The organism is Tannockella kyphosi (assembly GCF_021054785.1).
Lineage (GTDB): Bacteria > Bacillota_I > Bacilli_A > Erysipelotrichales > Coprobacillaceae > Tannockella > Tannockella kyphosi.
In genome coordinates, this window is sequence record NZ_CP088239.1 from 1167593 (window position 1) to 1182253 (window position 14661).

At 32.4% G+C, this 14661-nt stretch carries 15 protein-coding genes and 1 riboswitch; of the genes, 4 read left to right on the top strand and 11 right to left on the bottom strand.

The genetic code is table 11. The features are described from left to right. Positions 1 to 11: 11 nt before the first annotated feature. Positions 12 to 500: a 5-(carboxyamino)imidazole ribonucleotide mutase gene (gene purE, locus LRR82_RS05860; RefSeq protein WP_249028502.1), complete on the bottom strand. Its 489-nt coding sequence runs from the start codon at positions 498 to 500 to the stop codon at positions 12 to 14. A 19-nt stretch (positions 501 to 519) separates the two neighbouring features. Further along, the gene (locus LRR82_RS05865; protein WP_249028503.1) at positions 520 to 2190 is read right to left on the bottom strand and encodes a formate--tetrahydrofolate ligase; all 1671 of its coding nucleotides are present in this window, start codon (positions 2188 to 2190) and stop codon (positions 520 to 522) included. Between the two features lie 127 nt (positions 2191 to 2317). After that, positions 2318 to 2396: riboswitch (ZMP/ZTP riboswitch) on the bottom strand. A gap of 195 nt (positions 2397 to 2591) precedes the next feature. On the opposite strand from LRR82_RS05865, the gene LRR82_RS05870 reads away from it, so the two are divergent. Further along, a complete protein-coding gene (locus LRR82_RS05870) occupies positions 2592 to 3140 on the top strand; it encodes a flavodoxin domain-containing protein (protein ID WP_249028504.1) in 549 nt (182 codons plus the stop codon). Here LRR82_RS05870 and LRR82_RS05875 read toward each other — a convergent pair. Both LRR82_RS05875 and eno read right to left on the bottom strand, forming a co-directional pair. After that, positions 3137 to 3511: a metal-dependent transcriptional regulator gene (locus LRR82_RS05875; RefSeq protein WP_249028505.1), complete on the bottom strand. Its 375-nt coding sequence runs from the start codon at positions 3509 to 3511 to the stop codon at positions 3137 to 3139. The two genes, LRR82_RS05870 and LRR82_RS05875, sit on opposite strands and share 4 nt — an antisense overlap. Positions 3512 to 3613: 102 nt before the next feature. Beyond that, positions 3614 to 4927 (bottom strand): phosphopyruvate hydratase, encoded by a 1314-nt coding sequence (gene eno, locus LRR82_RS05880; protein ID WP_249028506.1) that lies wholly within the window; start codon positions 4925 to 4927, stop codon positions 3614 to 3616. A gap of 235 nt (positions 4928 to 5162) precedes the next feature. On the opposite strand from eno, the gene LRR82_RS05885 reads away from it, so the two are divergent. The 3 genes from LRR82_RS05885 to rsmH all read left to right on the top strand — a co-directional run bounded on the left by LRR82_RS05885 (position 5163) and on the right by rsmH (position 8023). Further along, the gene (locus LRR82_RS05885; protein ID WP_249028507.1) at positions 5163 to 5855 is read left to right on the top strand and encodes an iron-sulfur cluster assembly scaffold protein; all 693 of its coding nucleotides are present in this window, start codon (positions 5163 to 5165) and stop codon (positions 5853 to 5855) included. Between the two features lie 17 nt (positions 5856 to 5872). Next, positions 5873 to 6871 carry a GGGtGRT protein gene (locus LRR82_RS05890; protein WP_249028508.1) on the top strand — a complete coding sequence of 333 codons (999 nt, stop codon included), beginning with the start codon at positions 5873 to 5875 and terminating at the stop codon, positions 6869 to 6871. Positions 6872 to 6964: 93 nt separating this feature from the next. Continuing rightward, positions 6965 to 8023 carry a 16S rRNA (cytosine(1402)-N(4))-methyltransferase RsmH gene (gene rsmH / locus LRR82_RS05895; protein ID WP_249028509.1) on the top strand — a complete coding sequence of 353 codons (1059 nt, stop codon included), beginning with the start codon at positions 6965 to 6967 and terminating at the stop codon, positions 8021 to 8023. A 95-nt stretch (positions 8024 to 8118) separates the two neighbouring features. Here the strand turns inward: rsmH and LRR82_RS05900 are convergent, their stop codons facing one another. The 7 genes from LRR82_RS05900 to LRR82_RS05930 form a co-directional block, all read right to left on the bottom strand. Further along, on the bottom strand, positions 8119 to 8790 hold the full coding sequence (locus LRR82_RS05900) for a GntR family transcriptional regulator (RefSeq protein WP_249028510.1): 672 nt from the start codon (positions 8788 to 8790) through the stop codon (positions 8119 to 8121). A gap of 10 nt (positions 8791 to 8800) precedes the next feature. Next, complete coding sequence (locus LRR82_RS05905; RefSeq protein WP_249028511.1) at positions 8801 to 9892, bottom strand: DUF871 domain-containing protein; 1092 nt, start codon at positions 9890 to 9892, stop codon at positions 8801 to 8803. A 9-nt stretch (positions 9893 to 9901) separates the two neighbouring features. Then, positions 9902 to 10354, bottom strand: a complete 453-nt coding sequence (locus LRR82_RS05910; protein ID WP_249028512.1) for a DUF3284 domain-containing protein — start codon at positions 10352 to 10354, stop codon at positions 9902 to 9904. A gap of 1 nt (position 10355) precedes the next feature. Next, on the bottom strand, positions 10356 to 10505 hold the full coding sequence (locus LRR82_RS05915; RefSeq protein WP_249028513.1) for a hypothetical protein: 150 nt from the start codon (positions 10503 to 10505) through the stop codon (positions 10356 to 10358). Between the two features lie 187 nt (positions 10506 to 10692). Continuing rightward, complete coding sequence (locus LRR82_RS05920) at positions 10693 to 11970, bottom strand: PTS sugar transporter subunit IIC (RefSeq protein WP_249028514.1); 1278 nt, start codon at positions 11968 to 11970, stop codon at positions 10693 to 10695. 379 nt (positions 11971 to 12349) lie between these two features. Continuing rightward, positions 12350 to 13552 (bottom strand): class I SAM-dependent rRNA methyltransferase, encoded by a 1203-nt coding sequence (locus tag LRR82_RS05925; RefSeq protein WP_249028515.1) that lies wholly within the window; start codon positions 13550 to 13552, stop codon positions 12350 to 12352. 64 nt (positions 13553 to 13616) lie between these two features. Continuing rightward, positions 13617 to 14654, bottom strand: a complete 1038-nt coding sequence (locus LRR82_RS05930; RefSeq protein ID WP_249028516.1) for a sulfate/molybdate ABC transporter ATP-binding protein — start codon at positions 14652 to 14654, stop codon at positions 13617 to 13619. Between the last annotated feature and the right edge of the window lie 7 nt (positions 14655 to 14661).

Consider the following 14661-nt stretch of genomic DNA (forward strand, 5'->3'; position numbering starts at 1 on the left):
CGTCCTCTTTCTTATTTATATTCTTCCATTAATTTTTCATTTGCTGCTAAACAACTATTTGTCATCGCTGTTTTATAATCTATTAGGGCTGCTTTTAAATTATCATGTTTTATTGCCATCATTTGCATTGCTAAAATTCCAGCATTCATACTTCCATCAATAGCTACTGTAGCAACAGGGATTCCTGCCGGCATTTGTACGATTGATAATAATGCATCCATTCCATCTAACGCTGATCCTTTAATAGGAACACCAATTACTGGAGAGGTAGTCATAGCTGCAATGACACCTGGTAAATGTGCTGCTTTTCCGGCTGCTGCAATAATTACTTCTGTACCATTTGTTTTTGTATCTTCAATAAAACTAGCTAATGCATCATGAGCACGGTGTGCTGATAATGCTCTCACATCTACTTGAATATCATATTTCTTTAAAAAGTCAATCATATCTACTAATTTTACTAAATCACTTGTTGATCCCATTACTACTGCTACTCTCATTTATTTATCCGTCCTTTTCTTAAAATAATCCTGTAATTTTTCCATTTTTATCAATATCCATATGATTTGCTGCTGGTACTTTTGGTAATCCTGGCATACGCATAATGCTTCCAGAAATAGCTACTAAGAATCCCGCTCCAGCACTTGGTAATAAATCATTAATATGGATTGTAAAGTCTGTTGGTCGACCTAATAATGTAGGTTGATCTGACAAGGAATATTGTGTTTTAGCAACACAGATAGGTAATTCTCCTAATCCTTGTTCACTATATTGTTTCATCTTATTGATTACTTTTCTTTCAAAAGTAACACCACTAGCACCATAAATTTCTTTTGCTATTGTTTCTATCTTTGATTGAATAGAAGTATTTAATTCATATAATGGTTTGAAGTTAGGTTCTTTTGTTTCTAAAATAGCTAATAATTTTTCAGCTAAATCAATTCCCCCATCAGCTCCTTGTGCCCAAACATTTGAAATTGCTACTTCCACATTTAGTTTCTTACAAATATCAAATAATAATTGTAATTCTGCTTGACTATCAGTAGGAAAAGCATTGATAGCTACAATACTTGGTAAACCAAATTTTGTAATATTTTCAATATGTTTTTCTAAATTTTCTATTCCTTTTTCCAAAGCTTCTAGGTTTTCTACTGCTAAATCAGCTTTCGCAACCCCACCATGCATTTTTAAAGCACGAACAGTTGCAACAACAACTACTGCATCTGGATTTAAACCAGCTTGACGACATTTAATATCTAAGAACTTTTCTGCTCCTAAATCTGCTCCAAACCCGGCTTCTGTAATTGCATAATCACCTAATTTTAAAGCTAGTTTTGTAGCCATTACTGAGTTACATCCATGGGCAATATTTGCGAATGGTCCCCCATGCACAAATACGGGAGCATTATCTAAGGTTTGAACAATATTAGGTTTAATCGCATCCTTTAATAACATCGTTACTGCACCTGTTGCATGAATATCTTCTACAGTTACTGGCTGTCCACTTGTATTATAAGCAACAATCATTCTTGCTGCTCTTTCTTTTAAATCTTCCATATCACTAGCAAGACATAAAATAGCCATTACTTCACTTGCTACTGTAATATCAAATCCATCTTCTCTAGGAACACCATTTAATCTTCCTCCTAGTCCAATTGTAATTTGACGTAAAGCACGGTCATTTAAGTCTACTACACGTTTCCATGTAATGTTACGAACATCAATTTGTAATAGATTTCCTTGTTGAATAGAGTTATCTAACATGGCAGCAATTAAATTATTAGCTGCACTAATTGCATGGATATCTCCTGTAAAGTGTAAATTTATATCTTCCATCGGTACAACTTGAGCATATCCACCACCGGCAGCACCACCCTTTATTCCAAAACATGGTCCTAGTGATGGTTCACGCATTGCTGCAATGGAGTTTTTACCCATCTTACATAATGCTTGGTGTAAACCAATCATGGTTGTTGTTTTCCCTTCACCTGCTGGAGTTGGGTTAATAGCTGTTACTAAAATAAGCTTTCCATCTGGATTACCCTCTACTCTTTGTAACGTGTCTAATGAAATCTTTGCTTTATATTTACCATATAACTCAAGATCATCAAATTCTAAACCGATTCTTTTTGCAACATCACTAATTGGTTGCATTGCTGCACTTTGTGCAATTTCTACATCTGTTAACATAAATTCATCCTTTCTCTTATTCTTTTTAACTAAGAAAATACACTATATTTATACCATATATAATCGATATTTTCATTAGATTAAAAAGTAATCTTATCAAAAAAACAAAAAAGAGCCTGATCATCCGGACTCTTGCCCAGACGGTCGGCTCACTATGATTATACTCCCTGTGGTCAATTCCACTTCCGTCAGTTGTATAACTACAAAGATAATACCATTTCCCCTATATTTTGACAACCTTTTTTCATCAAGTACTGTCTGTTTTTTAGATGAAAGCGGATACCCAATTCAATAGCATAAAAAGAACATATTTTAAAACAAATCAATTTTTCAACATTCAAAAAGAAAAGATTAGCCTTTCCTAATTAGCTATGTTATTATTTAAAAACGGAGGAATAACTATGAAAAAAACAATCGTTATTTATCAATCAAAATATGGTTATACAAAAAAATATGCTTATATGTTAGGCGAACTACTAGACTGTCCTGTATATAACCGAAAAAGAATTCAAAGTGATGAATTATTAGAATATGATTGTATCATTTATGGTGGTCCTATTTATGTAGGTGGTGTTAGTGGAATTGATGTCATTGATCGATACCCTGATATTTTCAAAAAGAAACAAACCATTGTTTTTACTTGTGGACTTACAGACCCTAGCTTACCCGAAACAGTTGCCCATCGCAACGATCACATGAAACAACAGTTAACTAAAGAATCTTATCAAGCTATTAAAATATTTCATCTTCATGGCGGTATTAACCACAAAAAATTACCATTAGCACATCGTCTCGTATTATTATTAATTCATCATTTACACATTAAAGATGATATTTCATCTTTAGATATTGGTGAAAAAGAAATTATGAACGCTTATGGTAAAATAGTTGATTTTACATCCAAAGAAGCATTATATCCAATTGTAGAGTATATAAAAAAGGACGTTTAAACGTCCTTTTGCATTGCTTTTAAAAACTCTTTAATACCCATTAATGTTTCATCACTAACAATATGTTCCATCTTACAAGCATCTTCTTCAGCAATCTCAGCTGTTACTTTCGCTGTAGCAATCAAGAACTGAGTTAATATATAATGCTTTTCCAAAATATTATTAGCCTTATTATAACCTTTTTCACTTAGTGAAATATGACCACTTTCATCTATTAAAATATATCCTTCTTTTTTTAAAATACCTACTCCACGACTTACACTTGGTTTACTGAATTCTAAATGACGTGCTATATCAATAGAGCGAACATATTCGTTCTTTTTTTGCAATAATAATATTGTTTCTAAATACATTTCCCCTGATTCGTACATAAGCCACCTCCACTTCTTATATAATAACTTATTTTTTTATTTTTTTCCATGAATATGATGAAAATAAATAAAAAAAAGATAGCAAGCTATCCTTTTTAAAAATTATTTATTAATGTTATAAAATGCTTCTAATCCTTGATATTCAGCAATATCAGAAGTTCCACGACCATTTAAATCATCATGGATTCTAAGTAATCTGTTGTATTTTGCAATACGATCAGTTCTTGACATAGAACCAGTTTTGATTTGACCAGCGTTTAATCCTACAGCGATATCAGCGATTGTAGCATCTTCAGTTTCTCCAGATCTATGAGAGATTACACATGTGTAACCAGCTTTTTTAGCCATTTCAATAGCATCAAAAGTTTCTGTTAAACTTCCTACTTGGTTTACTTTGATTAAGATTGAGTTAGCGATACCTTTTTCGATACCTTCTTTTAAGATTGCAGGGTTAGTTACAAATAAGTCATCTCCTACTAATTGTACTTTATCTCCTAAACGGTCCGTTAATACTTTCCATCCGTCCCAGTCTCTTTCACCTAATCCATCTTCAATAGAAATGATTGGGTATTTTTCACACCACTCTGCATACATATCGATCATTTCTTCTGTTGTTTTAGAACCTTGACCTGATTTTACTAAATCATATGTACCTGTTTCATGGTTATGGAATTCACTAGCAGCAACGTCCATAGCAATCATCATATCTTTACCTGGAACATATCCAGCAGCAGTCATCGCATCAACGATTAATTGTAAAGGTTCTTCATTTCCATCTTTACATGAAGGAGCAAAACCACCTTCATCTCCAACGTTAGTGTTATAACCTTTATCTTTTAATACTTTTCTTAAAGCATGGAAAGTTTCTGCTCCCATTCTTAATGCTTCTTTAATATCTTTAGCTCCAACTGGCATAATCATAAATTCTTGGAAGTCTACAGTAGAGTCAGCATGTGATCCACCATTTACTACGTTCATCATTGGAACTGGTAAAGTTTTTCCATTAAATCCACCAAAATATTTATATAATGGCATACCATAGAAATCAGCAGCAGCATATGCTACAGCCATAGAAACACCTAAAATAGCGTTAGCTCCTAAGTTTGATTTTCCAGCAGTACCATCTAAAGCAATGATTGTGCTATCAATTAAATTTTGGTTAGTTGCATCTAACCCGATGATAGCAGGTGCAATTATTTCGTTTACGTTAGCTACGGCTTTTAAAACACCTTTACCTAAAAAACGAGTGTTATCTTCATCTCTTAATTCTAATGCTTCTCTTTCTCCTGTACTAGCTCCACTAGGAACCATCGCACGCCCATAAGCACCAGATTGTGTAGTAACTTCTACTTCAATCGTTGGATTTCCTCTTGAATCAATTACTTCTCTTGCAAATACATCAATAATAAGTGACATTTTTCTTCCTCCTATAACTAAGTCTTAACATCTTTTATTACAAAAACCATGATATCATATAGGAATAATATGTACAAGCGATTTTATATTATTTCGCAATGAAAACGTTATCATCTTTCGACAAACTAACCTATATTTCATTGACTTTAAGCGACCTTTATTCTATACTTTACTCGAGTGGTTTAGGGCCACTTCAAATTTAAATTAAGGAAAAAGAGAAGGGAGTTTAAAAGACATGATTTATTCACACGAAGTAGAACAAATGTGTAGCGTTAAAGTTGGTGCTTCACATGGTTGTGCTCCAATTCCTCAAGAAGGAAATTGGGTACATTCTAAAGAAATCAAAGATATTTCTGGTTTAACACATGGTATTGGTTGGTGTGCTCCTCAACAAGGTGCTTGTAAATTAACATTAAATGTTAAAGAAGGTATTGTTGAAGAAGCATTGATTGAAACAATTGGTTGTTCAGGTATGACTCACTCTGCAGCTATGGCTTCAGAAGCATTAGTAGGAAAAACTATATTAGAAGGGTTAAATACTGACTTAGTATGTGACGCTATCAATACAGCAATGAGAGAACTGTTCTTGCAAATAGTTTATGGTCGTTCTCAATCAGCATTCTCTGAAGGTGGTTTACCTATCGGGGCTGGATTAGAAGACTTAGGTAAAGGTTTAAGAAGTATGACTGGTACTGCTTATTCAACAAAAGCAAAAGGACCTCGTTATTTAGAATTAACAGAAGGTTATATTAATAGAATCGCTTTAGATAAAAATGATGAAATCATTGGATATGAGTTTATTAACTTAGGTAGAATGATGGATATGGTTAAAGCTGGAAAAGATGCTGTTACAGCAATGAGTGAAGCTACTGGAACTTATGGTAGATTTACTGAAGCTGTGAAATACATCGATCCAAGAAAAGAATAATTGGGAGGGATACGAAGATGGCATTATTTGAAAGTTATGATAGAAGAATAAACCAAATCAACGCAGTATTAGCTAGCTATGGTATTGGTTCAATCGAAGAAGCAAAAGAAATTTGTGATGCAAAAGGTATTGATGTTTACGAAATCGTAAAATCAACACAACCTATTTGTTTTGAAAATGCATGTTGGGCTTACATTGTAGGTGCTGCTATTGCAATTAAAAAAGGTGATGTAAAAGCAGTTGATGCTGCTAAAACTTTAGGTGAAGGGCTTCAAGCATTCTGTATTGCAGGATCTGTTGCAGATGATCGTAAAGTAGGTATTGGACATGGTAATTTAGGTTCTATGTTATTAAATGAAGAAACTGCATGTTTTGCTTTCTTAGCAGGACATGAATCTTTCGCTGCTGCTGAAGGTGCAATTAAAATTGCTGAAAAAGCAAACAAAGTTAGAAACACTGATTTACGTGTTATCTTAAATGGTTTAGGAAAAGATGCAGCTAAAATTATTTCAAGAATTAACGGATTCACTTATGTAGAAACTCAATTTGATTATTATACAGGTGAAGTAAAAGTATTATCAACTACTGCTTATTCAGATGGTCCAAGAGCAAAAGTTAACTGCTATGGTGCTGATGATGTAAGAGAAGGTGTTGCAATCATGCACAAAGAAGGTGTAGACGTATCAATTACTGGTAACTCTACTAACCCTACTCGTTTCCAACATCCAGTTGCTGGTACATACAAAAAAGAATGTATTGAACAATCTAAAAAATATTTCTCAGTTGCTTCAGGTGGTGGTACTGGACGTACATTACACCCTGACAACATGGCTGCTGGTCCTGCTTCATATGGTATGACTGACACTATGGGACGTATGCATTCAGATGCTCAATTCGCTGGTTCTTCATCAGTTCCTGCTCACGTAGAAATGATGGGATTAATCGGTATGGGTAATAACCCAATGGTAGGTGCTACAGTTGCTGTTGCAGTTGCTATTGAAGAAGCTTTTAAATAAAAAACGAAACCTTGATAACCTCAAGGTTTTTTTGTTTCCAAAGTTTTTCATTTTATGATAAAATTGTAAAAGATTATTAGAAAAGAGATAAATATGGATAACGAACAAAAAACACACAAAAGAAGAGTACGTTATAAAGGTACTCACCCTACTAAGTTTCATGAAAAGTATAAAGAACACAACCCTGATAAATACAAAGATGATATAGAAAAAATAATAAAAAAAGGAAATACTCCTGCTGGTATGCATATTTCAATATGTGTTCAAGAAATTATTGATTTTTTAGAAATAAAACCTGGTCAAATAGGATTAGATGCTACTTTAGGTTATGGTGGTCATACTTCTAAAATGTTAGAACAATTACAAGGAACTGGTCATGTTTATGGATTAGATATTGATCCTATTGAAATAGAAAAAACAAAAGCTAGATTATTAGAAAAAGGTTTTGATGAAACTATTTTTAGTGCTATTCATACTAATTTTAAAAATATAGATCATGTAGCTAGAGAATATGGACCTTTTGATTTTATTTTAGCAGACTTAGGTGTATCATCCATGCAAATAGATGACCCTAGTCGTGGTTTTTCTTTTAAAAGAGAAAGTCCGTTAGATTTGAGATTAAACCCTAATCAAGGTATTCCTGCTAGTGAAAGATTAACTCAAATGACATATAATGAATTAAGAGATATTTTAGAATCTTATAGCGACGAGCCTTATGCTAGTCCTATTGCAAAAGCAATTATGAAAAATATAAATCAAGGTAATACGATAGATACTACTACTAAATTAAAAGTAATTATAGAAGAAATTATTGAAAATGATAAAGCTGTTCCCTTTAAACAAAGAGAAATCACAATTAAAAAAACATGTCAAAGAACTTTCCAAGCATTACGCATGGATGTAAATAATGAATATGATGTTTTATATGATTTCTTAGAAAAATTACCAGAAGCCCTAAAAAGCGGTGGTCGTGTAGCTATTTTAACATTTCATTCAGGAGAAGATCGTTTGGTCAAAAAAGCTTTTAAAGAATTAAAAAATCTAGGTATTTATAGCGATGTAACAAGAGATGTAATTCGCCCTTCTAAAGAAGAATGTTTCCAAAATCCTCGTGCTACTTCTACTAAAATGCGTTGGGCTATTAAAGCTTAACGGATATAAAATAGTTTTGTAAGATTATTCATTGATCATCAACATATAATAAAAAACAGTTTCAATATTAGTATTCACTAATGTTAAAACTGTTTTTAAGTACTTATTTCAATCACCTTTAATGTTGGGTTATAATAACTTTTTATAAAAATATGTGGTTCCCCATTTTGTTCATACAACAAATTATCAATTCTAATAATAGGGGTACCTATTTTTAATTTTAACAAAGTTGCATACTGAGTAGGAACTAGTATTGGTACAAATATTTGTTTTGTACGTACTGTAGCAATAAGATGATCTAAATCAAGAAACTTAGATAATTGTCCTAGTTGTTCATCAGAAATATTTTTTCTAGGAACAAATATCTCTTCTACACAAATAGGTTTTCCTTGTGTTTTGACTAACCTTACTAAACGCAAGAAATATTCACTGTGTGTCATTTCTAGATTTTTTAAAACATCTTCTTCCCCATCTGATTTAATATCAAAATATAATATTTTAAATGTTGACTGATCACTAACATCATCTAAAATGATTGGTTTCGTGTTTTTATGCATTTTTTCATCTGCAACAAATGTACCTTTATTACCATCTCGATACAAAACCCCATCTCCACATAACTCTTCAATAGCCTTGCGAACCGTCATGCGGCTCGCACCTAATAGAGAGGAAATCTCTCTTTCGCTAGCTATTGGTGTATTGGGCTCTTTATCAGCAATATCCTCTAGGATGCTTTGCTTAATTTGTAAATATTTTGGTCTATCCATAAACTATATTCTATAGTTTATTCATGAAAGCAAATGGACGCCATGGTTCAATATAATCCAATAACATGATTTCATGTTCTGGAACTCGTCCAATTACATTCTTTTTCCCATCATTTGGCATATCTTTTAAAATGATATGTAACTCCCCTTTGTAACGAGCATACTCATTATTTACAATAACAATATCTCCTCGTTTTAACTCTCTCGTATTTTCAGGTTTTACATCTTCATTAGCATATGTCACACGAGGGAATGTACTTCTTGCCATATATTCACTCATATCACCACGTACATAATGTGCATGTTCAAAAATAATTTTTCTTTCTGATTCTTGTAATTCTTTTTCATAAGCAATATCAAATGTTAAAACACCTGGTGTAATTTGAGCAATAGATTTCAACTCTTCTTCACTAGGATAGCAATTTGCAATAATAACATCATCAATCATACGAGTTGCAAACAAATGACGAACTTGTACATCCATTGGTAAATTACGATGTTCTTCTAATGTACATAATCCTTCATTCACTGGCCAAGGACCATAAGAACCTTCTACTTGAGAAGATACAAACGCAGCTATTTTTAAATTATAGCTTTTAATTTCTTCATTACATTTATTAAAATGTTTTAAGCTAAGTCCTGTATATCTTTGTGGATAGAAATTATGACAAGTAATAATAGCATCTGGATTTGGATAATGAGAAACAATATTTGCAATATACTTATTTCCAAAACTTGCATTAATCTCAATTTTAAATCCTTCTTTATTACAACTCATCAATGATTCTTTTAATCCATCAAATCCTTCATCCAAACGAATTCCATCAACACCGATTTCTGTAAAGAATGAAAGGTTTGTATAAGTGATGCCTAATTTTTCAAATACAAATGGCGCAACATCTAAAATAACTTCCATCCCATTAGCATGAGCATGAGCTACTAGTTGTTTATATTGTGCTTGTATTTCTTCTTTTGATTGTTCAGCACTTAATAAACAACCAAAAATTCTTTTTACACCATACTTTGCAGCAAGTGTAATATAATCTAAATCTTTTTGTAATGAACTGTGTTCTGGATAAATAGAAATCCCTAATCTTGCCATTGTTTTCTCCTATTCTTCTTCCGTTTTTCTTTTTTCAATTATATGATTTTCAATATTAATTAATACTTGATTAATTCTTCTCTTTGTCTTACGAGAAAAAGCAAAAGACATTAATTTAAAATTTAACATTGTAAACTTCGATTTTGTTTGAAAATCTTCTGCATACGTTAAATCAATTTGGCATTCTCCTGATTGTTCATAAATATATGATAAATAGTTTATCCCAGAACCTCCTGTAAAAGAAGCTCGATAACTACCTGAAACAACTTCTAAAAGCTCCGTAGTTACACCTAGTGGTTTCCCCATCTTATTAGGTATTGATTTACGATATTGATAACCATTCACTATTTCTTGTGTTGTTGGTTCTTTTTCAGTACAATTGAGAACATCTGTTTTGATCATTTCAATTATGAAATCATCAAACTCACTGACGCTAACTGCTAAAGTACGTTTTATTTCCATATTATTTTCCTTTGCCTCTCCACAATTTGTAAGCTCCAAACCCTGCTACAACACAACCACTGATAACAACTAAAATAGGACTTGTTGCTTGATAACTTAGTACAATTAATACACATCCAAAACTAATTAAAAACAAATACCACTGACTCATAATATCACCTATACACTTTCCCTGTAGTATAAACAAAAACTAATTCTATTTATACTGCATATATCATTATTTTATCCTATTTTATGTTTAATAGCTACCACATAATTTAACTTAATTCAAAATATAAATAGGAAGAACATCATATGTTCTTCCTATTAATGTTCTATAGTAAATCTATCGATTTTGACTATTCGTTATCCATTTTGTTAGCTACTAATACAAATGCTCCCCAGATTACTACAGCGATAACTAAGTTAACTGCTGCAAGTAAAGCTGCTGCAAATGAACCACCAGTTGCTAAGAATGCATATAATACTGGAGGAATAACCCAAGGTACTACTACATGTACGAAAGGAACTAATCCTGCTGCAGTTGCTGCATAAGCGATGATTGTTAATACGATTGGTACTAACATCCAAGGAATGAAGTAGATTGGGTTAAGCACGATTGGCATACCGAATACTACTGGTTCATTGATGTTGAATACACCCATTGGTGCTGACATAGTAGCTACTGCTCTAGAATCTGCACGTTTTGAGAAAATGAAGATTGCGATGATTAAAGCGATTGTACATCCAGCTCCACCCATCCATACATAAGCATCGAAACTACCACGAACCCATACATATTGCATAACTTCTCCAGCTGAAGCAGCTGCTTCATTTGCTAATGTAGCTGATAAGTAAGTACCATCTAATAATGCTCCTAATACGTTAGTTCCGTGAATTCCGAAGAACCAGAATAATTGTACTGCGATTACTACGATTAATACTGCACCAATTCCTTGAGAAAGATTTAAGAAAGGTGTTTGAATATATGTTGCAACTAAATCACCGATAGCTTGACCACCCATGAAAGTAGATACTAAGTAACCAGCTAAACCAGCTACATAAATAGCGATTGTTCCAGGAATGATTGAAGCAAATGCGTTAGAAACTGCAGGTGGTACTGAATCCGGCATTTTAATAGTAACGTTTGCGATCATTAATTTTGCATAAATGATTGAAGTAACTAAACCTACGATTAATGCAGTGAATAAACCATTTGCATTTAAGTAAGCCCAGCTTAATCCACCCCAAGTTTCACCTACGACTTGAGGAGTAATAGTAATGAATGCTGAAGTAGCAATTAAACCACCAGCTAATTCATTTACACCATAAACTTTAGATACTTGATATCCTAAAGCAAAGATAAATACAAGTGAGATTACTGCTAAAGTTCCCCACCATACTAAACCATTAATTCCGATTAGCCATGCAAACATCTCTGCAATACCAGCATCAGGAATATAAGTAGTTGGTAAATCTCTAACAAATACGTTTAATAATGTTGCAATAGCACCTGCCATAGTAACAGGCATGATAGCGATGAATGCATCACGAACTGCAACTAAATGTTTTTGAGAACTTATCTTCGTAGCTAATGGTACGAAATGTTCTTCCATAAAGTTTGAAAATTTTTCCATGTTATCCTCCTTTTAGATTATCGAAAGATACTAACTTACTGTCTGTTTGTTTTCCCGCTTTTTCCTTTTCATTTATCTCGCAATTCTCTTTGCTAAATAAAAAGTAGACAGTTACAACACTTTTACTGTTCCCTTATCGTGTTATAACAGTTTAGTTGTTTCGATTATCCGGTGGTATATACCACCTATGACTAAAATATACCACCCTTTGCATCAAAATACAAGCGTTTTCATAAAAAAAAAACAACTTTTTAATAAAAAGTATGGTATTTTTAGACAAAAAGGGTGTATTTCAATATCATTGTCCATTTTTATCCCATAATTTCAAACCTTTTATATAACGTGGTATAAACCACGATAAAAAAAGAGCCTTTTGGCTCTATATGATTTGGAATATGTAAAACTTTAAATAAGATGTTTCTTCCATTGTCCATAAAATAGGATGATCGTGATTTTGTTGTGTAACAGATACTTGTTTTAAAGTAACTTGACATTCTTTAGCCGCTTCTCGTAACATTTTTTCAAAATTATCCGTTTCCATAAAACGAGAACAACTACACGTAATTAAATAACCACCCCTACCTAACAACTTCATTGCTTGCATATTAATACGTTTATAACCATTATATGCATTCATAACAGTAGATCTAGATTTAGTAAAAGCAGGAGGATCTAAAACAATAATGTCATATTTTCCAACTGGACATTCATCTAAATATTTAAAGACATCCGCTTTTGTAAATTTGATTTTCTTTTCTAAATTATTTAATACCGCATTTTGATATCCTTGGTTTAATGCAGTTTGTGAAACATCTACAGATTCAACATAACTAGCTTGTCCATAAGCTGCATTTAATGCAAATCCACCGGTATGACTAAAACAATCTAATACACGTTTCCCTTTTGACATTTTACGTAATAAAACACGATTTTCTTTTTGATCTAAGAAATATCCTGTTTTCTGTCCATTTTCAACATCTACATGTAATTGAATACCATTTTCATTAATAATAGTAGTTGTTGGCATAGTTACATTGTTCCAATAACCTTTTTCTAAAGCAAGTCCTTCTTTTGCACGTACTTTAATATCGTTTCTTTCATAGATACCATCAATTTCTTGACCATCTTCTCTTAAAACCTCAAGTAAGGCGTTATAGATCATTTCTTTTCTAATATCAAGCCCATAGGAACTTATTTGTGCTACTAGTATATTATTATATCGATCCACTACTAAGCCAGGTAAATCATCTGCTTCACCAAAGATAATACGACAATTCGTAATATTTTCTCCTTCTAGTGTTTTTCTAAAATTATATGCAAACTGAATTCTTTCTTTAAAGAATGTTTCATCAAAAGTATCCAACTTATTTTTAGATAAGATACGTACCGTAATATGACTATCCAAAGAAACATATCCTGTACCCATATAACTTCCTTGTTTAGTTTCAATATCTACTAATGCCCCATTTTCTAATGTATCATCCATTGATTCAGCATTATTTCGATACATCCACATTTGTCCATTCTCTAACCATTTAATACCTTCATCACTAATTATTACTTTTGGAATATTTCTTTTCATTTTCTACCTCACTATGTTTTATTTACCACTTATACTACCTTAATTTAAAAGACATATCAATTATTTAATCTTTAAGAAGCATGATATTTGATTTTGCAACCGCTATAACGCCTTGACTTTCTTTTATTTGTGCAAATTTATCTTTTGATACTTCCATTACAAAAGATAATTCTCCACCTCTAGGAACAATCGTTAAAAGGTAACTAAACAATCTTTCCGTAACATCTTGAATATGAAAATGAAAAGTAACAATCGAATCATCTTCTATATCACTAGCATCGATATAATAGAAGTCATTTGCACGAATCCCCACATAACGAAACAATCGTGAAGTAGGATAATGGAATCGAAGATTTAATTGTTCTATTACGATAAATTCCCCATCTAATCTAGCAGGATATAGATTTTGACATCCTGTTAGTATCGCACTATCATAGGTTTGTGGATTTAAAAACAATTCATGTTTTTCTTTCATAGCAAGATTTGATCCATTTGTAATAACAGAAACCTTATGACTAAGTCGATATACTTCATCTCGATTATGAGAAACAAATAGAACAGTCTTTCCATATTCTTCTAATGTTTGGAATAGCTCTTTTTCTAACTTATATTTTAAGAAACTATCTAATGCTGAAAATGGTTCATCTAACAAGATAATAGTAGGACATGTAACAATCATACGAGCAAGTGCACAACGTTGTTTCTGTCCACCAGACAATTGATCAGGATATTGATGTTGTTGGCGTGTAAGTTGATAATCTTCTAATACTTGGTCTAGTGTTTTGTGACAAGTTGGTTGATAAGCAATTGCTATATTTTGACGAACCGTCATATTAGGAAATAATGCATAGTCTTGAAACAACAAACCCACGTGACGTTCTTGTGGTGATAAATCGATTTTTTTCTCACTATCAAAGTATATACAATCATCTACCACAATAGTCCCAGAATCAGGCTTTTCAACACCTGCAATGCAACGTAGAATCAGGCTCTTTCCAGAACCAGAAGCTCCTAGAAGTGATAAAATCTCATTTTCACCAAAAAATTCAATATCCAATTTAAAATTATCAAACTCTTTTTTTATCTTACAATAAATAGACATAATCACT

Bases quoted from the DNA above. Each gene is read 5' to 3' on its own strand.
- LRR82_RS05910 (WP_249028512.1), bottom strand. From the start codon at position 10,354: ATGGAAATAAAACGTACTTTAGCAGTTAGCGTCAGTGAGTTTGATGAT.
- LRR82_RS05930 (WP_249028516.1), bottom strand. From the start codon at position 14,654: ATGTCTATTTATTGTAAGATAAAAAAAGAGTTTGATAATTTTAAATTG.
- LRR82_RS05875 (WP_249028505.1), bottom strand. From the start codon at position 3,511: ATGTACGAATCAGGGGAAATGTATTTAGAAACAATATTATTATTGCAA.
- LRR82_RS05890 (WP_249028508.1), top strand. From the start codon at position 5,873: ATGGCATTATTTGAAAGTTATGATAGAAGAATAAACCAAATCAACGCA.
- LRR82_RS05870 (WP_249028504.1), top strand. From the start codon at position 2,592: ATGAAAAAAACAATCGTTATTTATCAATCAAAATATGGTTATACAAAA.
- purE (WP_249028502.1), bottom strand. From the start codon at position 500: ATGAGAGTAGCAGTAGTAATGGGATCAACAAGTGATTTAGTAAAATTA.
- rsmH (WP_249028509.1), top strand. From the start codon at position 6,965: ATGGATAACGAACAAAAAACACACAAAAGAAGAGTACGTTATAAAGGT.
- LRR82_RS05925 (WP_249028515.1), bottom strand. From the start codon at position 13,552: ATGAAAAGAAATATTCCAAAAGTAATAATTAGTGATGAAGGTATTAAA.
- eno (WP_249028506.1), bottom strand. From the start codon at position 4,927: ATGTCACTTATTATTGATGTATTTGCAAGAGAAGTAATTGATTCAAGA.
- LRR82_RS05915 (WP_249028513.1), bottom strand. From the start codon at position 10,505: ATGAGTCAGTGGTATTTGTTTTTAATTAGTTTTGGATGTGTATTAATT.
- LRR82_RS05865 (WP_249028503.1), bottom strand. From the start codon at position 2,190: ATGTTAACAGATGTAGAAATTGCACAAAGTGCAGCAATGCAACCAATT.
- LRR82_RS05900 (WP_249028510.1), bottom strand. From the start codon at position 8,790: ATGGATAGACCAAAATATTTACAAATTAAGCAAAGCATCCTAGAGGAT.
- LRR82_RS05905 (WP_249028511.1), bottom strand. From the start codon at position 9,892: ATGGCAAGATTAGGGATTTCTATTTATCCAGAACACAGTTCATTACAA.
- LRR82_RS05920 (WP_249028514.1), bottom strand. From the start codon at position 11,970: ATGGAAAAATTTTCAAACTTTATGGAAGAACATTTCGTACCATTAGCT.
- LRR82_RS05885 (WP_249028507.1), top strand. From the start codon at position 5,163: ATGATTTATTCACACGAAGTAGAACAAATGTGTAGCGTTAAAGTTGGT.